20 protein-coding genes and 1 pseudogene are annotated in these 19,673 nt (G+C 66.8%); 7 read left to right on the plus strand and 14 right to left on the minus strand.

Features of this window, described 5'->3' with window-relative positions; genetic code table 11:
• Positions 1-3 precede the first annotated feature (3 nt).
• From tolA to IPK20_01240, 9 genes and pseudogenes are all read right to left on the minus strand, one after another.
• A complete protein-coding gene (gene tolA, locus IPK20_01200) occupies positions 4-1,032 on the minus strand; it encodes a cell envelope integrity protein TolA (GenBank protein MBK8015432.1) in 1,029 nt (342 codons plus the stop codon).
• Positions 1,032-1,453 (minus strand): annotated as a pseudogene (gene tolR, locus IPK20_01205) (protein TolR). Before tolR ends, tolA begins: the two are co-directional and overlap by 1 nt.
• A gap of 63 nt (positions 1,454-1,516) precedes the next feature.
• A complete protein-coding gene (tolQ, locus tag IPK20_01210; protein ID MBK8015433.1) occupies positions 1,517-2,206 on the minus strand; it encodes a protein TolQ in 690 nt (229 codons plus the stop codon).
• Complete coding sequence (gene ybgC / locus IPK20_01215; GenBank protein ID MBK8015434.1) at positions 2,203-2,661, minus strand: tol-pal system-associated acyl-CoA thioesterase; 459 nt, start codon at positions 2,659-2,661, stop codon at positions 2,203-2,205. Before ybgC ends, tolQ begins: the two co-directional genes overlap by 4 nt.
• A 34-nt stretch (positions 2,662-2,695) precedes the next feature.
• Positions 2,696-3,736 carry a Holliday junction branch migration DNA helicase RuvB gene (gene ruvB, locus IPK20_01220; protein MBK8015435.1) on the minus strand — a complete coding sequence of 347 codons (1,041 nt, stop codon included), beginning with the start codon at positions 3,734-3,736 and terminating at the stop codon, positions 2,696-2,698.
• Positions 3,737-3,787: 51 nt separating this feature from the next.
• Positions 3,788-4,573, minus strand: a complete 786-nt coding sequence (locus tag IPK20_01225; GenBank protein MBK8015436.1) for a hypothetical protein — start codon at positions 4,571-4,573, stop codon at positions 3,788-3,790.
• Between the two features lie 149 nt (positions 4,574-4,722).
• Positions 4,723-5,304, minus strand: a complete 582-nt coding sequence (gene ruvA, locus IPK20_01230; protein ID MBK8015437.1) for a Holliday junction branch migration protein RuvA — start codon at positions 5,302-5,304, stop codon at positions 4,723-4,725.
• Between the two features lie 187 nt (positions 5,305-5,491).
• Positions 5,492-6,046: a crossover junction endodeoxyribonuclease RuvC gene (gene ruvC / locus IPK20_01235; GenBank protein MBK8015438.1), complete on the minus strand. Its 555-nt coding sequence runs from the start codon at positions 6,044-6,046 to the stop codon at positions 5,492-5,494.
• A 101-nt stretch (positions 6,047-6,147) separates the two neighbouring features.
• Positions 6,148-6,876 (minus strand): YebC/PmpR family DNA-binding transcriptional regulator, encoded by a 729-nt coding sequence (locus IPK20_01240; protein MBK8015439.1) that lies wholly within the window; start codon positions 6,874-6,876, stop codon positions 6,148-6,150.
• 128 nt (positions 6,877-7,004) lie between these two features.
• Between IPK20_01240 and IPK20_01245 the strand changes: the two genes are divergently transcribed.
• From IPK20_01245 to IPK20_01255, 3 genes are all read left to right on the plus strand, one after another.
• Positions 7,005-8,528 (plus strand): DUF853 domain-containing protein, encoded by a 1,524-nt coding sequence (locus IPK20_01245; GenBank protein MBK8015440.1) that lies wholly within the window; start codon positions 7,005-7,007, stop codon positions 8,526-8,528.
• Entirely contained in the window at positions 8,425-9,480 is a 1,056-nt protein-coding gene (locus tag IPK20_01250) for an EamA family transporter (GenBank protein MBK8015441.1), read from the plus strand. Before IPK20_01245 ends, IPK20_01250 begins: the two co-directional genes overlap by 104 nt.
• A 130-nt stretch (positions 9,481-9,610) precedes the next feature.
• Positions 9,611-11,626 (plus strand): methyl-accepting chemotaxis protein, encoded by a 2,016-nt coding sequence (locus IPK20_01255; protein ID MBK8015442.1) that lies wholly within the window; start codon positions 9,611-9,613, stop codon positions 11,624-11,626.
• A 9-nt stretch (positions 11,627-11,635) separates the two neighbouring features.
• On the opposite strand, the gene IPK20_01260 is transcribed toward IPK20_01255, so the two are convergent.
• The 4 genes from IPK20_01260 to IPK20_01275 are packed head-to-tail and all read right to left on the minus strand — an operon-like array spanning position 11,636 to position 14,559.
• Entirely contained in the window at positions 11,636-12,301 is a 666-nt protein-coding gene (locus IPK20_01260; GenBank protein ID MBK8015443.1) for a hypothetical protein, read from the minus strand.
• A complete protein-coding gene (locus tag IPK20_01265; protein ID MBK8015444.1) occupies positions 12,298-13,251 on the minus strand; it encodes an MCE family protein in 954 nt (317 codons plus the stop codon). The genes IPK20_01260 and IPK20_01265 overlap by 4 nt, the downstream gene beginning before the upstream one ends.
• Positions 13,248-13,745 (minus strand): hypothetical protein, encoded by a 498-nt coding sequence (locus IPK20_01270; protein MBK8015445.1) that lies wholly within the window; start codon positions 13,743-13,745, stop codon positions 13,248-13,250. Before IPK20_01270 ends, IPK20_01265 begins: the two co-directional genes overlap by 4 nt.
• 13 nt (positions 13,746-13,758) lie before the next feature.
• Positions 13,759-14,559, minus strand: coding sequence for an ABC transporter permease (locus IPK20_01275; GenBank protein ID MBK8015446.1), 801 nt, complete (start codon positions 14,557-14,559; stop codon positions 13,759-13,761).
• Between the two features lie 184 nt (positions 14,560-14,743).
• Here IPK20_01275 and IPK20_01280 point away from each other — a divergent pair, with 184 nt between their 5' ends.
• The 4 genes from IPK20_01280 (at position 14,744) to IPK20_01295 (ending at position 18,435) form a co-directional block, all read left to right on the plus strand.
• The gene (locus IPK20_01280; protein ID MBK8015447.1) at positions 14,744-16,135 is read left to right on the plus strand and encodes an ABC transporter substrate-binding protein; all 1,392 of its coding nucleotides are present in this window, start codon (positions 14,744-14,746) and stop codon (positions 16,133-16,135) included.
• Positions 16,136-16,212: 77 nt separating this feature from the next.
• Positions 16,213-16,458, plus strand: coding sequence for a sulfurtransferase TusA family protein (locus IPK20_01285; protein MBK8015448.1), 246 nt, complete (start codon positions 16,213-16,215; stop codon positions 16,456-16,458).
• A gap of 59 nt (positions 16,459-16,517) precedes the next feature.
• Positions 16,518-16,886, plus strand: coding sequence for a DsrE family protein (locus IPK20_01290; GenBank protein MBK8015449.1), 369 nt, complete (start codon positions 16,518-16,520; stop codon positions 16,884-16,886).
• A 19-nt stretch (positions 16,887-16,905) separates the two neighbouring features.
• A complete protein-coding gene (locus IPK20_01295; GenBank protein MBK8015450.1) occupies positions 16,906-18,435 on the plus strand; it encodes a 5-methyltetrahydropteroyltriglutamate--homocysteine methyltransferase in 1,530 nt (509 codons plus the stop codon).
• Between the two features lie 18 nt (positions 18,436-18,453).
• On the opposite strand, the gene selD is transcribed toward IPK20_01295, so the two are convergent.
• Positions 18,454-19,506 (minus strand): selenide, water dikinase SelD, encoded by a 1,053-nt coding sequence (selD, locus tag IPK20_01300; GenBank protein ID MBK8015451.1) that lies wholly within the window; start codon positions 19,504-19,506, stop codon positions 18,454-18,456.
• Positions 19,507-19,673 lie beyond the last annotated feature (167 nt).

The following is a 19,673-nucleotide window of genomic DNA, read 5'->3' on the forward strand; positions in this document are numbered from 1 at the left end:
GGGTCATTCGTTCGGCCTGAAGACCAGCGTCAGATCGCGGATCTGCTGAAAAAGATCCAGGTCTTCCGGCACGGGCAGCGGTTGCGCCTTCTCGATCGCCTGCTCGACGGCCTTGTCATAGGCCGGAGACCCGCTGGGCTTCACCAGCCGCATGCTCGCGACGGAGCCCGCCTTGAGCAGACGCACGTCGACTACGGCTTCGATGCGGCTGTCCACCCCGGGGGGCAGCTTCACCTTGTCCCGGATGGCAAGCTGGATGCGCACCTTGTACTCGTCGATGAGCTGCTGCGCCTTGATCGCCGCCTGGGTGGCCGCGTATTTCTCGGCCTCGATCCGTTCGGCGGCCGCCCGCTGCTCTTCCGCGATACGGGTCTGACGCTGCATCGCCTCCCGCACCTTCTTCAGTTCGGCTTCGCGCTGGGCGTCTTCCTCCTTGCGGGCCGCCTCCTCCGCGCGCCGGCGGGCATCGTCCTCCCGCTGCCTCTCGGCGTCCGCAGCGCGCTTGCGGGCGTCCTCCTCGCGCATGATCTGCTCGAGGCGCTTGCGTTCCTCGCGCTTCAGCCGCTCCTCGAGGTCGCGTTCGTCCCTGAGCTTCTTCTCCTGGATCCGGGTCTCGGCCTGGGCCACCTCGGGGGCCGGCGCATTGTCTGCCCGGGGAATGGCGTTCGGCGCCGTGGAAGTCTTGGCCGGCTGGGGCGGCGGTGCGGGCGGTTTCGGCTCGGGCGGAGGTTCCACCGGCTTGGGCGCCGGAGGCTTTTCCGCGGCCGGCGGTTTGGGCACGGGCTTCGGCGCCTCCACAGGTACGGGCGCAGGCGCAGGCCTGGGCTGTGGCTCGGGCGGTGTATGGACGGACGCCGGCGCCCGGGACGCCGTCATCGGAGGCAGTTCCTGCCACAGCTCCACGATCAGCTTGGGCGGAGGCGTGCGCTTCCACGACACCCCGGCGATCAGCAGACCGAACAGGAGTCCGTGCACCCCCACCGCGAGCAACCCGGATACGGCAAGTTCCGGGCGGCGCAGCGCTGCGAGCATCAGTTGGTCCTCGGACGGGTGAGCAAGCCCACGCGCGTGACGCCCTCGGTCTGCAACAGATCCATGATCTTCATCACCCGGCCATACTCCACCCGGCGGTCGGCGCCGATCACCACGGGGCGGTCAGCCTTGGCGGCCAGTGCCGCCTTGATCTCCTTGACCAGTTCGGCCTCGTTCACGGACCGTGCCGAACCGCCGGCTTCCCGGTCGATGAGGACCACCTGCCCCCCCGCCTTGATCGACACCTCGATGGGCTGCGGCGGCGGCGTGGACGACTTGCCGACGGGGGCAGTTCCACGAGTCCGGGATTCATCATCGGCGCGGTCACCATGAAGATGACCAGAAGCACCAGCATGACGTCGATGTAAGGCACGACGTTGATCTGGCTCATCGTCTGGAAACGCTTGCGGCGCGAAATCATGGGCATGATCCGGGAACCTGGAGAGATGTAACGGTCTGAGGCGCCATCCGGGGTCGATCAGGCTCAGGATTGCGGTGCGCGCAGCAGCAGGTTCTGGAATTCTTCCATCTGACTTTCGAACCGGTTCGCCAGCCGGTCCACGTCCCTGGCGTAGTGGTTGTAGGCAATGACGGCCGGAATGGCCGCGAACAGGCCGATGGCGGTGGCCACCAGCGCCTCCGCGATGCCGGGTGCCACATTGGCCAGCGTTGCCTGGCCCACGTTGGCGAGCCCGCGGAACGAATTCATGATGCCCCACACCGTGCCGAACAGGCCGATGTACGGGCTCACGGAGCCGACCGTGGCGAGGAAGTTGAGGTACGCCTCGATGTGATCCATCTCTCGCTGGTAGGTGGCCCGCATGGCGCGGCGCACCCCGTCCATCACCCCCGCCGTGCTCTGGCCGGGCTGCCGGCGCAACCGCGCGAATTCGCGGTAGCCGGCGAGGCAGATGCGTTCGATGCTGCTCGCCTTGGCGCCGTGGTTGGCGGCCTTCTGCAGCAGCGCGTTGAGGTCGGCCGAGGTCTGGGCGTTGCGGAACGCCTTCTCGAACTCCTCCGTCTGCAGCTTGGCGGCGCGGATGCCGAACATCTTCTGGAAGATGAAGAGCCAGGAGAACAGCGACAACACCAGCAGCAGCAGCATCACGAGCTGGACCGTGAAGCTCGCGTTGGTCACCAGGTGGACGATGGAGAGATCGGTCGTGAAGTTCATGGGGTTGTCGAGGTGGTGTTGGAGGTCCCGGAAAGCCTCCGGCCAGGCCCCGCGAGCCGCTCGCGCAGCGACACGGGAATGCGCGCCGGCCGCAATCCGGCGCAATCAACGCACGCGAGGTGCACTTCGGCTGACACGAGCGTATCGGTACCGCGAATGACGCTCTGGCGCAGTTCGAGCCGCGCTCCCTTGAGGCCTGCGAGCTCCAGCTCGACAGCGAGATCGTCCTCCAGCCGGGCCGGCCGCAGATACGTCACGCGCAGCTCGTGCACGATGAACACGACACCGTGATCGCGCTCGAGGACGCGGATGGGAAACTCGAGCGCGCGCAGCCAGTCCATCCGGCACCGCTCGAAGAAATCGAGATAGCGCCCGTGGTACACGATGCCGCCCGCGTCCGTGTCCTGGAAATAGACGCGCACCGCGGTCGCATGCGCGGGAGCCTGGGCATGCATCCCCGGTTCATCGCTCATGAGTTCGGGACAAGGCTCAGTTTTCCGACCACAGGTCAGGTGCGCCCGCCTTGGACGGCGCGGCCAGCCCGAAGTGCCGGTAGGCCACCAGGGTCGCCATGCGGCCGCGCGGCGTCCGCTGCAGAAACCCCTGCTGAATGAGATAGGGTTCCAGGACGTCCTCGATGGTGTCGCGCTCCTCGCCGATCGCCGCGGCCAGATTGTCCACACCCACCGGCCCGCCGCCGAACTTCTCCAGCACGGCCAGCAGCAACTTGCGATCCATGAGATCGAGGCCGTGGGGATCCACGTCCAGCATGGAAAGCGCGGCATCGGCGACGGCGCGGGAGATCCGTCCGTCCGCCCTCACCTGGGCGTAATCGCGGACGCGGCGCAGCAGCCGGTTGGCGATCCGCGGCGTGCCGCGCGACCGTGAGGCGATTTCCATGGCGCCGTCGTCGCCGATCTCCGCCTCCAGCAGACGCGCGGACCGGGTGACAATGCGGGCCAGCTCCTCGGGCGTATAAAACTCCAGCCGCGCCACGATTCCGAAACGGTCGCGCAGCGGGTTGGTCAGCATGCCTGCGCGCGTGGTGGCACCCACCAGGGTGAACGGCGGGAGATCGAGTTTCACCGACCGGGCTGCGGGACCTTCGCCGATCATGATGTCGATCTGATAGTCCTCCAGCGCCGGATAGAGAACCTCCTCCACGACCGGGGAAAGACGGTGGATCTCGTCGATGAACAGCACGTCGCGGGGTTCGAGGTTGGTGAGCAGCGCCGCGAGGTCTCCCGCCCGTTCCAGCACGGGGCCCGATGTCTGGCGCAGGTTCACGCCCATTTCGCGGGCGACGATGTGCGCGAGGGTCGTCTTGCCAAGCCCGGGCGGACCGAACAGGAGGACATGATCGAGCGCTTCGCGGCGCGCGCGGGCCGCCTCGATGAAGATCGAAAGCTGGTCGCGGATCTTTTCCTGGCCGACGTATTCGTCGAGCTGGCGAGGACGCAGGGCGCGCTCGAAGGTTTCCTCGGGCTGGCCAAGGACGGACGGCGCGATGAGCCGGTCGGTTTCGATCATCGACCGGGGCCGGCGGGCGTTGCCGCCGGGAGTGATGAACCGGACGCTGCGTTACTTCGATGCATCCGCACGGTAATTCGTGACGAACGGCTCGGCCAGTGCCAGATTCGAAGTCGCCTTCTCCGGCAGGCCGGCAGCCACGCGGTCGAGTTGGGCATTGATGACGCCGGTGACCTTGATGATGAGCGTGCGCTGATACTTGGCACCCAGCGGCGAGAGGGCGAACCGCTGGCCGTCGACGTTCTCGTGCGCCGCGATGGAAAAGCGCGTCTCGCGCTCCTCCTCGTCCCACACGTAAGTGAGCGTCTTCTGCTCTTCCGCCGTGCCGGGGTAGTCCTGGATCAGCTTGCCGGACATGGTGTAGACGCCTCCCACGTGGAAGGCAACGGTGTGATCGATGATCTTGGCCTGTTTCTGGCCCACCTCGGTAGCGAAGTGCGCGAGCAGCGCGTTCATCTCGCCTTCGGTGAAGCTCGACTCCGCGATCTGATCCCACTCCGCCGCCATCCACTGTCCGCTGGTCCATTCGGTCTGCACCGAGTCCAGCAGACGCGCGCTGACGGCCTTTTCGGCGGCGTCGAAATACATGTTCCCGGGCTTCCAGCTCTTGCCCAGGTCCCGTTCCCTGCCCAGCCGGGCGAGCGCATCCCGGGTTGCCATCAGCGACTGCTGCTTGAGATACCGGTTGCCCAGAGCGACGGAGGTCTTCCAGTTGTGAACCTTCAGCAGCGTCTGGGTCTTCTCGTTGGCCACCGCCGACTGGACCGGCGATACGACTGCCGCCAGGAACATCCCGGCAACGAGCATGCGAATGGAACTGAGGAAAAGTGAGGGCATGGGAATCTGACGTTGAACGGGGTCCTCGGACCCACGGAACCGTTACGCGAAATGCGCCGGATTATAGACGCATGACGCATCGGTACAGCGCGCCGATCTTCCCCGGTGCGCGTCTCCGGGGGGCGACGTCATGAAAGGTTCTGCGCCTTTCACTGGACGCGCGCCAGAATGCGCAGGGACTGCCGGATGGCGTCCTGCACGGGCAGGTCGGGCGCCAGTTTGGCCAGCGCCGCCTTCGCCTCCTTGTCACTGTAGCCCAGCGCGACCAGGGCATTGAGCGCATCGCTTCCCGATGGAGCGGATGCTCCGGCCGCGACCACCGCAGGCACGAGACTCAGCTTGTCCTTCAGCTCCAGCAGCAGGCGCTCCGCCGTCTTCTTGCCGATGCCGGGAATCCGCGTGAGCCGCGCGCTGTCCTGCTGCGCCACTGCCGCATGCACTTCCTCCACGGACATGCCGGACAGAAGGGCGAGCGCGGTGCGCGCCCCGATGCCGGTGATCTTCAGCAACTGGCGGAAGAGCTGCCTCTCGCCGTCGGTGGCGAACCCGAACAGCAGATGCGCATCCTCGCGGACGATCATGTGGGTGAGCAGCGTCACGTCGGCACCCGTCGCGGGCAGGTGATAGAACGTGCTCATCGGCACGTCGAGTTCGTATCCCACGCCGTTCACATCGATCACGATCGTGGGCGGGTGCTTTTCGGCCAGCCGGCCGTGCAGGCGCGCAATCATCGGCCCTGACTCCAAGGAAAAGATGCGTTGGACACCGGGCAGAAGACCCTGCGAAAGCCCACCGCGCACCGCCGTGTCCGCATCGGCCGCACGGTTCCCGGGCCGCCGACGGACCCATGCTCGCGGACGGCGTTGCTCGGGCCAGCCGGGACCTGCGCCACGACTGCATGCATTGACGAGACCCTCCCTAGACCAGCCTGCCGCCGCGCACGCGGTACCCGGCTGTGGGCAGCGCCCCGAGGCCCAGGCCGCCGTGCGCGTGACAGATGGCACACGCCAAGGCATCGGCAGCATCGGCGGATGGCTGCCCCGGCAGCGCGAGCAGCCGGCCCACCATGGCCTGCACCTGCTCCTTCTTCGCATGCCCGTTGCCCACGACCGCCTGCTTCACCTGCAGCGCCGTGTACTCCGCCACCGGCAAGCCGCGCTCGACCGCCGCACAGATGGCCGCGCCCCGGGCCTGCCCGAGAAGGAGAGTGGACTGGGGGTTCACGTTGACGAACACCTTTTCCACCGCCACTTGCTGGGGAGCGCCTTCCGCGATCACCTGCCCGAGATTGTCCAGGATGGTCTTGAGCCGATCCGGCAGCGACGCGCTCTCGTTCGTCCGGATGCAGCCGCTCGTGAGATACGCGAGCTTCTGGCCGCGCTTTTCGATCAATCCGAACCCGGTGATCCGCAGTCCCGGGTCGATGCCAAGAATGCGGACGACTGCATCGGCACCGGGAGCCGTCGCGGGCATCACGTATCGCCGTCCGGGAAGAAAAATCGGCGGGCACGGGGCCCGCCGACGTCACGGCGACTGGATTCTCCTGACAGGTCGATGGCGCGCACTCCGGCCCGTCACTCGTCCATCACGGCGGTGGTGTAGACCTCCTGCACGTCGTCCAGGCTTTCGAGGACGTCCAGCAGTTTCTGCATCTTGACCGCATCGTCGCCCGACATCGCGTTCTCGGTCGTGGGCTTCATGATCACTTCCGCGAACTCCGGCTTGAGACCGGCCTTCTCCAGCGCTTCCTTGACCGCAACGAAGTCGTTGTTGGGCGCGGTGATGACTTCCATGGATCCGTCGTCGTTCGACACGACATCCTCGGCGCCCGCCTCGATGGCGACTTCCATCACCTTGTCCTCGCTGGCGCCGGGAGCCAGCACGAGCTGGCCGCAGTGCTTGAAGAGGAAGGCCACGGATCCGTCGGTGCCCAGATTGCCGCCGTGCTTCGCGAATGCGTGCCGGACCTCCGCCACGGTCCGGGTGCGGTTGTCCGTCATGCAGTCGACGATCACGGCGGCACCGCCGATGCCGTAGCCCTCGTAGCGGATCTCCTCGTAGTTGACGCCATCGAGCTGGCCCGAGCCCCGTTTGATCGCGTTCTCGATCGTGTCCTTGGGCATGTTCTGGTCGCGCGCCTTGTCGATCGCCAGCCGCAACCGCGGATTGCTGTTGGCATCACCGCCCCCCAGCCGGGCAGAAACGGTGATTTCCTTGATGAGCCGGGTGAAGATCTTGCCGCGCTTGGCGTCGGTCGCGGCCTTCTTGTGCTTGATGTTGGCCCACTTGCTGTGTCCTGCCATGGATCCCTCGTGTTCCTGCGATGGGGTTTGCAATGCCCGAACCGGCACGAAGCGCGCGATGCGGACGCGCTCGTTCAGTCGATTGATATACTTTTCAGAATGTTATCACTGCGCCTGCGGAGCCTGCCATGCCCGAGCCCATGCTCATCGCCAAGTCCGAACGCGATCTCCACCTGCTGCCGGGGCTCGCCAACCGGCACGGTCTGATCACGGGCGCCACCGGCACGGGCAAGACCGTCACCCTGCAGCGCATCGCGGAGCAGCTCTCCGCGAACGGCGTTCCCGTCTTCATGGCCGATGTGAAGGGCGATCTCTCCGGCCTGTCCCAGGCGGGCGCCTGGAACCCGAAGTTGAAGGAGCGCGCCGAGAAACTGGGCATGGGCGATCTCGCCTTCTCCGGGTTTCCCGTCACCTTCTGGGACGTGTGGGGGGAGAAGGGCCACCCCGTGCGCGCGACCATCTCCGAGATGGGTCCGCTGCTGCTGGGGCGCATGCTCAACCTGAACGACACGCAGCAGGGCGTGCTGACCCTCACCTTCAAGATCGCGGACGACAACGGCCTGCTGCTGCTGGACCTCAAGGATCTGCGCGCGATGATCCAGTTCGTCGGCGAGAACGCGAAGGAGTTCACCGTCTCGTACGGCAACGTCTCGGCCGCCTCCATAGGCGCCATCCAGAGGGGCCTGCTCGAACTGGAACAACAGGGAGGCGACCGGCTCTTCGGAGAGCCCGCGCTCAACATCGACGATCTGCTCCAGACCGGCGCGAAGGGCCGCGGAACGATCAACATCCTGGCGGCCGACCGGCTGATGCAGATGCCCAAGATCTACGCCACGTTCCTGCTGTGGCTCCTCTCGGAGATGTTCGAGCAGCTGCCGGAAGTGGGCGATCCGGACAAGCCGAAGCTCGTGTTCTTCTTCGACGAGGCGCACCTTCTGTTCAACGATGCCCCCAGGGCACTGCTGGAGAAGATCGAACAGGTCGTGCGTCTCATCCGGTCCAAGGGCGTGGGTGTGTACTTCGTCACCCAGAACCCGCTCGACGTGCCGGAAACCGTGCTGGGCCAGCTCGGCAACCGCGTGCAGCATGCGCTGCGTGCCTTCACCCCCCGCGACCAGAAGGCGGTCAAGACGGCCGCGACGACGCTGCGCGCGAATCCCAGGCTGGACACGGAACAGGCCATCACGGAACTGGGCGTGGGTGAGGCGCTCGTGTCGTTCCTCGACGAGAAAGGGCGGCCGGAGATCGTCGAGCGGGCCTTCGTCTGCCCTCCGTCCAGCCGCATCGGCCCGGCCACCGACGCCGAGCGGCGCAAGGCGATCGACGAATCCCCGGTCTTCGGCGTCTACGAGAAGGTCGTGGACCGCGAGTCCGCCTACGAGAAGCTGCGGGATCGCCGCGAGACGGCGCCACCCGCAGAGCAGGCCGGGACCGGCGCAACGCGTCAGACCACGGCTGCGCCAAGTGACGGCGGAGTGATGGGCGGCCTGCGCGACATCCTGTTCGGGTCCACCGGTCCCCGGGGCGGCCGTCGGGAAGGCGTGATCGATGCGGCGGCGAAGAGCGTCGCACGCACCATCGGATCCTCCGTGGGGCGGGAGATCGTCCGGGGCGTGCTGGGTTCGATTCTCGGAGGCACGCGCCGCCGCTGATCCCGCGCCGGCGATTCCGACGTTGACCCAGGCTTCCACCGCCGAGCGGCACGCCGCCATCGGCTCGCTGTTCGTTTTCACCGCGGCCGTCGCCTTCTCGGGCAAATCCGTTCTCATCAAGCTCGCCTATGGGTACGGCGTGGATGCGACGGCTCTTTTCGCCCTGCGGCAGATCTTCTCCGCGCCGTTCTTCGCCTTTCTCGCATGGTGGTCGCGCAATCCCGCGGCCGAGCACGCCGGCGTCACCCGCGGAGACTGGTTGCGGCTTGCCGGACTGGGACTGCTCGGCTACTACGTGGCGGCGCTGCTCGATTTCCTCGGGCTGGAGTACGTGGGCGCGAGTCTGGAGCGCCTCATATTGTTCCTGTACCCCACGGTCGTCCTGGTCCTCTCCGCATGGTGGCTCAAGACGCGGATCCGTCCCGTGCAGCTCGTGGCACTGCCCATGAGCTATGCCGGCATCGGTCTGGTGTTCTTCGAACATCTGCAAGGCCAGGCCCCGGGCGGCCACCTGCTGCTCGGAGGGAGTCTGGTCTTCGCCAGCGCCATCGCATATTCGGTCTACCTGATCGGATCGAGCCGGGTGGTTCACCGCTTCGGCGCCGTCCGCTTCACTTCCTGGGCCATGCTGGCGGCCACGGCCGCCGGCATCACCCAATTTGCCCTGACCCACGGAGTCGATGCGTTGCGGCTCCCCCTCCCCGTGTATGGCCTGGCGGCGATCATGGCGATCTTCTCCACCGTGCTGCCAGCCATCCTGATGTCGGAAGGCCTCCGGCGGGTCGGTGCCAATCAGGCGGCCCTTATCGGCACGATCGGTCCGGTCGTGACCATGCTTCTCAGTGCGGTCTTTCTGGGGGAGCGGATGGGGCCGGCCCAGATCGCCGGCTCGCTGCTGGTGCTCGCCGGAGTCCTGCTCGTCAGCCTTCGCAGAGGCGGGCCCCCGGGGTAGGAGTCCCTGGGAAAATCTTCATCAGTCGAAATAACCATAAAGGGGACCCGAGCAGCGACCGTAATTCGCAGGGAGCGGTATCCGCCGTGGAAACCGCCTTGACCGCTTCCCAGCGAAGAGACCTCGATCGATGAATGCCCTGTTCTCCCCTGCCGTCGGCCTGATGAACCGGCTGCCCTACCTCGGAAAGTTAGCTCTGCTTGCCTGTCTGTTCGGCGTGGTGAACTGCACTTTCCTCGCGGAACTGATGATCTCCAAGTGGCAGACCATCCGTGACTCGCAGCGGGAGGTCGCCGGCGTCCAGGTGCTGACACCGCTCACGCATCTCGTCCACGATCTGCAACAGCATCGCGCCCATGCCGTCGCGGCCCTCGACGGCAACGCGGCGATGGCGGCCAAGGTTCCGGAGAAGCGCAGCGCCGTGGATGCCGGTTTCCAGGCCGTCGAGGCAGTGGACAGGAACGGCACGGGCAATCTGGAGATCGCCGTGAATCTGGCGGATCTCAAGTCACGGTGGAACGGCATCGCCTCGGGCAGCAAGGATCCCTCCGAGAACTTCAAGGCACACACGGAACTGATCGCCAACGTGATCGCGCTCATGAACATCGTGGGCGACCGGTCGAGCCTGTCCTACGAGTCGGACGTCCTGAGCAACCAGTTGGGCGCCCTTTCGGCGCGCCACGTGCCCGAACTGGCCGAGTCCTACGCGAGGCTCCGTGGCCTGGGCACGCGATTTCTGTCCGACGGCGTCCTGACCACGGAAGAGTCGGGCCAGCTTTCCGTTCTGCTGCTTTCGGTCCAGGGGCGCGAACAGCGCCTCGCACACGTCTCGGGTGAGCTTTCCCCGCAGCGGCCGGAACTCGCGCGGCAGGTGGAATCCCTTCTGCCCAAGCTGGCACAGGCCCGTGCGGACGTCGAAAAGGCCCTCGATGCGGCCAAACGCGGAAGCGCCCTTCCGGCGCCCGAATACTTCCAGCTCGCGAGCGCTCCGGTGAGCCTGGTCGAGCAGCTGTCCGAACTGAGCCTTCCCGCATTGACCTCCGTGATGAACGACCGGCTCTCCAAGACCTGGGCATCCATGTGGCTGCACATCGCGTTCGCCGTGGTCGCCAGCATTGCAGTCCTGTATCTGCTGACCGGCTTCTACCTCTCCACTCACCGGAGCTTCGACGAGCTGGGCCGCTCCGCCGAAGCATTTGCCAAGGGAGATTTCTCGCGCCGCATCAAGGCGGAATCCCGTGATGAAGTCGCCGTCATCGTGCACCAGTTCAACAAGATGGCCGACGGAATCGGCGAACTGCTGCAGGAAGTGCAGCGCGGCGTGAGGACACTGAACGAGACGTCCGCCCAGCTTTCGCGCGCATCGATGCAGGTCACTCAGGCGTCACACCGCCAGAGCGACGCGGCGCAGTCCACCGCCAGCGCCGTAGAGCAGATGAGCGTAAGCATCAGCCACGTGGCGGAAAGCGTCGAAAGCTCGGTGGAAACGTCCCAGCGGGCGCGGGAACTGTCGGAAACCGGCGAGAGCGTGGTGCGCGTGGCGGCCCAGGAAATCATGGAAATGGCCGGCGCCGTGCGCAACTCCAGCGCGCTCATCGAACAGCTGTCCGAGCACTCCAGCCGCGTGAGTGGCATCGTACGGGTGATCCGCGATGTCGCCGACCAGACCAATCTGCTCGCCCTGAACGCCGCCATCGAGGCAGCCCGGGCGGGTGAGATGGGGCGCGGCTTCGCGGTCGTGGCGGACGAAGTACGCAAGCTCGCCGAACGGACGGCCCACGCCACGAGCGAGATCGCCGCGGTCATCGAGAACATCGAGCAGGGCACCCGGAACAGCGTGGACGGCATCCAGAACGCCACGGCCCGCGTCGACAGCGGTGTGGAGCAGGCGAACCGCGCAGCGGCCGCGCTGGCCGAGATCCACGGCGGCACCAGCGTCACGCTGGAACGCATCGCGTCCATCGCGGCCGCTGCCCGGGAACAACGCGAAACCAGCCACGAGATCGCCATCAACGTCGAATCGATCGCCCGGATGGCCGAGGAAAACGAGCACACCGTCCGCGAGATCGAAGGCGCGGCGCACAACGTGGAACAGCAGGCCGCGGCCCTCGCCGGTTTGATGCAGCGTTTCAGGACCGCCGCCTGACGCCGGACACTACTGCGGCAACGGCAGCACGATCCCCAGCCGCTTCCTGGCCGCCTCCGCGGCGGCCGGATCGCCGGCCTGCTCCGCCAGCGCCGCTTCCACGGCAAGCCAGCCCGCCAGAGGACGCCTGAATCCCTGATCGGCGGCCGTCTCCACGGCGATCCGCACGCCTTCGCGCGGCAGTTCCGCCCGTTTCAGCAACGAACCCGCGGTCACCAGCCGGGACAGCGGATCGTCGATGGATCGCATCTCGCGCATGCGCGCTTCGGTATCGCCCGCCCGCACAAGGGAGCGGTAACGCTCGGGCAATGCCGACGCGTCCAGCCCGTTCCAGTCCCCCAGGATGAAGCGCCAGTAGGCGCGGTCTTCCGTCGACAGGTCGGCGGCGGGAACGTCGCCGGCGGAGCAGCCCGATGGATCTGCGGAAGCTACCGCCAGGGCACAACGAACGATCGAGGCGCGCGCGATCTCGGCAGAGCGTCCCGTCGCGGAAAGTTCGTCGCGCGCACGTTCCAGCGCACGATCCGCGAGCCGGGATTCGCCCCGGAGAAAATGCCTCTGGTAGGCATCCAGCGCGGCGCGCGCTTCGCGCTGCCACTCCGGAACCGCGGGCTGCGAACCGCACCCCGCCGCGGAGAAGGCGGCGAGCAGCAGGGCAGGAACAAGGCGATTCATGGCAGCCTGATCCGCTCGTCGCGCGCAAAGGGCCACTTGCGGTTGATCTCCCGCAGCAGATCGTTGGCCTTGCGCACGCTCGCATCCACTTCTGACCGAAGCTCCGCGAGGTCGACCGTGGCCTCGCGGGCGCTCCCCGTCACGGCCTTGATGTCCACGGTCGCAGCGCGCGCGTTCTCCATGGTGGCATCCAGCTTCGCGATGGCCCCGCGCAGTTCGCCCAGGCCGGTGTTGAACTGGACCACCGCCTTCCGCGTCTCGTCGGTGATGCCCGCGGGACCGAGAACCTGGGATTCCGCCTTCGCCACGACCCGGTCCACCCGCCGCACCACTGTCTGCAACGATGCGATCGTCGCGTTGAGCCGATCCACGCTCGCCAGAACCCGCTCCGCCCCTTCGTCGCTGCCCGTCACGGCGCTCAACAGGCCGCGCTTCCCTGACATGCGGCTGGCGACCGCCTCCAGATGCGCCAGGGTGCGTTCCAGTTCGGAGCCCGGCCGGGTGATGCGCTCGATGTTCGCCAGCACCTCGTCGACGCGCGCCACGGCCAGCGGCAGGGCGGCCGCGGCGTCCTCCACCTCGAGGCGGACCTTCGCGTCCGGTGGCAGGGGCGGATCCTGCATGCGGGGGCTCTCGGCGCGCAGGCGCGCGCCGCCCACGAGCGGACGCACCAGCGAAAAGACCGTGCTCGTCCGCAGCCATCTTGCATCGCGTTCGCGCACCGCAAGCTCGATCCACACGTTGGCATCCTCGGACAACCCCATGCGGCTGACGGTCCCGATGGGAAACCCGGAGAACATGATCGGCATTCCCACATCCACGCCTTCCACGTCATCGGCAAGCAGGACGACCTTGCGGGAGGGTTCGAACACACCGCGGGCATGCAGCGCGTACACCGTGAGCCCGATCATGATGAGCGGCAGCGCGATCAGCAGGATCGCGGCCTTCACGCGGATGTGTCGGAGTTCGGCCGGGCGTACAGGTGCTCGTTCCATTCGTAATCGACGATGCAGCAGCGCGCGTATTCGCCGGCCAGCGCCGCAAGAAGGTCATCCAGGAAAAGCGGATAGCGGATGTCCGGCAATTGCAGGGCCGGACGGTCGACGACGATTATAGGCGGCGACTGCAGGATGGCCCGGGCGAGCTTGGTCACGAACCGCTCCTGGCGGGTGAGGTCGGGGTCCCGCTTGGTGCCGGCCTCCGCGTAGCCGGCCAGTTCCAGCAGGGCCCATCCGATCTCGGTCGCCCGGCGGTAGGGAACGTTCTGATGGAACTGCGGGACCAGGGCGATGTTCTCGATCACCGTCAGATTGGCCCGCAAAGGCAGCCATTCGGCGACCAGCGCCGCATCCTGACGCTCTTCGAGGAACGCCTGGCGAGCGGTGTTGTCCGGCATCAGCCGGATGGCCGCCTTGTCGGTGCCCAGAATCTTCATGTCCGCCATGCGGGGGCCGCCGTCACAGATAGCGCAGAACGAGTGCCGCCGTCTCGATCAGCATGACGGCGAAGAACAGCCGCACCATGCCGTGGAGGACCGCGATGGGCGCGTAGAACACCTTGCGGGGCGCATGCATCGCCTCCGCGATGGGAATGAGGGTCACGGCCAGACCGAACAGCAGCGTCTTGACCCAGAGCAGCGCCATGCCGGGGATGTCGAGGACCTTCGCAAGCACCAGCCGGATGTCGGCCGCCGGTGCGTTCCAGGGCTGGTAGCCCGACACGACGAAGTGCGCGCACAGCAGCGACACGATGATGCCGATGGAGGTGAGCGCCAGCACGGACACGGTACCGCCGATCACCCGGGGCACCAGTTCCAGCGTGACCGGATCGATGCCTGCCGCCTCCATGGAACCCAGCTCGTTGCGGATGCGCATGAAGACCACCTCGGTCGTGATGGCCGCCCCCGTACGAAGCGCCACGAACAGCACGGTCATCAATGGCACCACCTCCAGCACCACGGCGCGGATGGTGAATTCCAGCGCGTATTCGTAGATGCCGAAATCGCGGGCGGCGTTGGCCAGGATGTGGTTGACGACGATGCTGAAGACGGCCACGAACGCCGCATAGCCGCCGATGATCTGCCAGGCCGTGAAGTAGATCTGGCGGGCGAGCACTTCCCGCGTCGCACTGTTGTAGGTGGAACGCGAGAAGACGGCGCCGATCGCCACCCGGGCGAAGGCGAACACCTGGACCCACGCCAGCAGCCGGCGTTCCACGCCCGTGACGCGCCGCGCCAGGTATTCGCCGAAAGTGCCCATGGTGAAGGAAGCCTTGAAGTCAGGGCCGGAGCACTCCCGTCGGCACTCCGGTGACCCCGAGAATAAATCAGAGCATTGCCGGAACGAACCGCTGCCCCCACCCATTGCATGAACATCGTCCGCGCGTGCCAGAATCCGGTCCTCCCGTCCTTGCCGGGTCTTTCCGGCCTCCCCCCTGCGATTCATGAGCGAACCCCTCCCTTCTTCCCGCCCCCGGTCCCTCGCCCGGCTGCGTGCGATCCCGCTTCGGGCCTGGCTCAGTGTGGGCCTGCCTGTGGCGATCGGAATCGTCGCGACATTCGTCATCGCCGCCCACTACGTCCGTCCGGCTCCGCCCACGGACATCGTGTTCTCCGCCGGCCGCGAGGGAGGTGCCTACCGTGCGTTCGCCGAGGCATACGCCAGGATCCTCGCCCGGGACGGCGTGAAGGTGACGATTCGCTCGAGCGCAGGGGCACGCGAGAACTACCGGCTGCTGCGGGAACGCAAGGAACCGGTGGACGTCGCGTTCGTGCGCAGCGGCATCGGCGACGTGGAGGAAGCGCCGCATCTGGTTTCGCTGGGGGTGATGGGGTACGAGGCGCTCTGGGTCTTCTGCCGCGGCAAGGCCACCCTCGACGATCTGCCCGGCCTGAGCGGCAAGACCATCGCCATCGGGGCGAAGGGCGCAGGTACGCGCCGCCTGGTGCGCACGCTGCTGGGTGCGAACGGCATCGACGAGAAGGACTTCAAGGCGGTCGAGATCGGCGGTGTGGAGGCTGCAGAAGCACTGCTGACGGGACACGTGGACTGCGCATTCCTCTTCGAGTCGCCCGAAGCGGGCGTCCTCAAGGCGCTCCTGTACAGCCCCGATGCCCAGATCGTGGATTTCACCCGGCGGGCCGACGCGTACTCGAAGCGCATTCCGGCGCTGCACAAGGTGGTGCTGCCGGAGGGCGCCAACGATCTCGAAGCCAACCGTCCGGAAAGGCCGATCACACTGCTGGCGGCGCAGACGCAGCTCCTCGCGCCTGCCGACCTTCACCCCGCCATCCAGATGCTGCTGCTGCAGGCCGCCACCGAAGTGCACGCTGCCGAAGGTCTGTTCCAGACCGAGCGGGAGTTTCCGGCACAGCGGGCCTTCGAGTTCCCGCTCTCGGACGATGCGAAGCGCTACTACGCGACCGGCCGTCCGCTGCTGCAGCGGTATCTTCCCTTCTGGCTCGCCAATCTCGCCGACCGCGCGCTCGTCTTCCTGATTCCCGCGCTGGCGATCATCTTCCCGCTCGTGCGGATTCTCCCGCCGCTGTACGCCTGGACGGTCCGCCGGCGCATCTACCGCTGGTATGGCGAGCTCATGTTCATCGAGAACGAGATGCGCCGGACGCTCACCCGCGGCGAGACCCGCGATTACGGCGAACGGCTCGACTGGATCGAGCGGGAAGTCAACGAACTGCAGCCGCCGCTCGCCTTCGCCAACCAGGTCTATGCGCTGCGGCAGCACATCGATTTCGTCCAGCAGAAGCTCGAGCACATCGGGTCCGGCGTGACCGGCGACCCTTCTCCCCCCGCGCCGGTTCCGCCGATGTCCCTGTGAATGCGCGTTCGTTCGATCCCGCAGCGGGGCTGCGTTATGCTCCCGCCTCCGACTTCGCCTTTGCCGCTGCCGCCTTCATGTCCCCCCCACCCGTCCCGCCTCACGACGAAGACTGGGATGCCGGCGAGCTCGGTTGCGGCGAGCTCGTGATGAACCTGCGTTTCCTGCTGAAGGCCATGAGACCCGGGCAGGTCATCCGCGTCCGGGCCACCGATACCGGCGCGGTCGAAGATCTGCCGGCCTGGTGCCGGATGACGAAGGACACCCTGCTGCATCATGACCCGCAGCAGAGCTTCTACTACATCGCTCGAGGCAGCTACTGATTTTCCGGCGCGGCGCCGCGGGTGCCGCGCCCCGTTTCGACTTTCAACAGGAGACACCCATGGCCGGCACCGGCAAGTTCTGCGTCAGCTTGAGCTATTCCAAGGACAACACGGACAAGGCGACGGTCGCCTTCGTCGTCGCGAACGCCGCTCAGGCGTCCAACCAGCAGACGCTCGTGTTCCTCTCGATCGAAGGCGTGCGCCTGTCGCAGCAGGGCTACACGGACGGCATCCACGAGGAAGGCTTTGCGCCGCTCAAGGATCTCATGGAGAACTTCGTGAAGGCCGGCGGAACCATCTTCGTGTGTTCGCCCTGCTTCAAGAAGCGCGGTCTCGCGGAAGACAGCCTCATTCCCGGCGCGACGATCGTGGGCGGTGCCAAGCTCGTCGAGTTCCTGTCGGACGGCACGCCCTGCATGAGCTACTGAGCGCGCCGACCGCCCCTGCATGGAAACACCTGTCTCCACGGCCTTGAAGCCCGACGTGAGCTTCGACGGCGGCGATCTCGATTGCGGAAGCGGTCTGCTGCTCATGATCCGCAGCCACATCGATCCGCTGCCGCGCGGAGGTCTGCTGGAGATCCTCTCCACCGAGATCTCGGTGAAGGAGGATCTCCCCGCGTGGTGCAGGCTCACGGGAAACGAACGCGTCTCCGCCGGGCGTGCGCCCGGCGGCGCCATGGCCTTCGTCGTGTGCAAGGGCGCTCTCGCGGAGCGTTCCGTCTCCTCCCCGCCTGCCCACATTCCCATGACCGCAATCCCGCGGCAGACGAGCACGTTTCGGGACCACCTCCCCGAGCCGGCGCCGGCCCCGGCCATCGCCGCGCTCTCCGTCATGGGCGTGGGCAGCTGGCCGAGACCGCGATGGATGGTGCAGGCGGTGCACGAGCGTCTCGAAGGCCGCCTCGGGGAAGCAGACTTCGACGCGACTGCCGACGATGCCGTGAGACTGTGCGTCGACGCGCAGCGGCGTGCGGGCGTCGACGTGTTCACCGATGGCGAGCAGCGCCGGGACAGCTACGCGAGCTTCGTCGCAAGCCGGCTGGACAATTGCCAGCTCATCCCGCTCACCGATCTGCTTCCGCTGGTGGACGATCCGGAGGAGTTCCAGGAAGAACTGAGGGCGCTGGACGTCCCGGCCGGAGAAGTCCGGCATCCCGCCGTGTTCGGCCGCCTGGGACGCAGCAGGCCCGTGGCGCTGCACGAGGCGACGTTCCTCCGCAGTCTCGTCGACAAACCCGTCAAGGTGGCGCTGCCGGGACCCTATCTCCTCACCCGCACCATGTGGATGGAGTGCATCTCCGATCGCGCCTACGGCTCCCGCGAGGACATCTCCGCGGACATCGTGCGGGTGCTGCGGGAAGAACTTGCCGATCTGCTGGCAGCAGGCGTTTCTCTGGTGCAGTTCGACGAGCCCGTGCTCTCGGAAGTGGTCTTCACCGGCGCCAAGAACCGGCGGAGCTTCATGTGCGGAGCGCTGTCGGAGAAGGGCGATGCCGCGACGGAGCTCGCCTTCGCACGCGATCTCGTCAACGCAGTGACCGAGGGGTTTCCGCTGGAGCGCGTCGCGCTGCACATGTGCCGCGGCAACTGGACACCCGACGAATCGACCTGCCTGGCCGGCGATTACACGCCGCTCGTGGCCACGCTCGCCGACATGCGAGTCGGCACGTATTTCCTCGAACTGTGCACGCCCCGCGCCGGCGAGATCGAGGTGCTGAAGGCACTGCCCGCGGATCGGAGGATCGGCGTCGGCGTGGTGAATCAGAAGCACACGCGGGTGGAAACCGTCGACGAGATCCTGGCCAAGGCCCAGGGCGCGATCCGGATCTTCGGCGCCGACCGCGTGCTGCTCAATCCGGACTGCGGTTTCGCCACCTTCGCGGACAATCCGGTCAGCTCGGCCTCCGTCGCGGAAGCCAAGCTTCATGCCATTGCCGAAGCGGCGCTGCGTCTTAAGGAAAGCAGCGCGGTCTGATGGCGGAGTGCGGCCGGTTCACTCGACCGTGACGCCCGGCTGACCGGCCTCCACTTCCCCGATCTCCGCGGCCCGTTCGAAGCCTTCGCTGCGGAAGACATCCAGTACCTCATCGACCGCGTCGGGCGCGCAGGTGACCAGGAGTCCGCCGCTCGTCTGCGGATCGCACAGGAGCCAGCGCCGGGTTTCGTCCATCCGGCCTGGTGCGACCTCGTGGCCGTAAGCGGCCCAGTTGCGCTTCGATGCGCCGGTCACATGGCCGGCGGCGGCCAGTTCCTCCACGCCCGGAAGCAGGGGCACCCGACCGCTGCGCACCGTCGCGTGGACACCGGAGCCGCGGCAGACCTCCAACAGATGGCCCAGCAACCCGAATCCGGTGACATCGGTCAGGGCATGAACGCCCTGCAGGGCCGCGAGCCGCGGTCCGGGTGTGTTGAGCCGCGTCGTGCTGTCCAGCATCGCGGCGTAGTGGGCTGCCGACAGCTGCTCCTTCTTCAGGGCAGCGCTGTAGATGCCCACCCCGATGCCCTTGCCAAGAACGATCCTGTCCCCGGGCCACGCATCAGAGTTCCGCTTGAGTTGCAACGGATTCACGAGCCCGATGGCGACCAGCCCGTAGATGGGTTCGACCGAATCGATGCTGTGGCCACCCGCCACCGGAATCCCGGCGCGTTTGCAGACGGACTCGCCGCCTTCGAGGATTGCCCGGATCGTCTCCACCGGCAACTTGTCGATCGGCATGCCCACCAGCGCCAGTGCGAACAGCGGCGTGCCGCCCATGGCGTACACATCCGAGATCGCATTCGTGGCGGCGATGGCGCCGAAATCGAACGGATCGTCCACGATGGGCATGAAGAAGTCCGTCGTCGCCACGACGGCCTGGCTTTCGTTGATCCTGTAGACCGCGGCGTCGTCGCTCGTTTCTATGCCGACCAGCAGTGCCTCCGGCACCAGGCCCTTGGCCGTGTTCGCGAGGATGTTCTGCAGGACCCCGGGTGCCAGCTTGCAGCCGCAACCTCCGCCGTGAGCGAGGCTGGTGAGCCGGGGGAATCCGGCGGCGGGTGCGTTCATGGGGTGCTCCAGAGGGGTAAGCCGTCATTCTAGGGAAGGTCCGACCGATGGTCGCGGATCGTGTGTCGGTCGGAAACGGTCCGGGTTGACCCGTTGGGCCTCTCGTTTCCGCGAAGGACGACGATCGGCGCCCTGGGAACACCCCGGGCAACCTCCTTCCTCAATGT

The sequence above is a fragment of the Betaproteobacteria bacterium genome, assembly GCA_016713305.1.
Lineage (GTDB): Bacteria > Pseudomonadota > Gammaproteobacteria > Burkholderiales.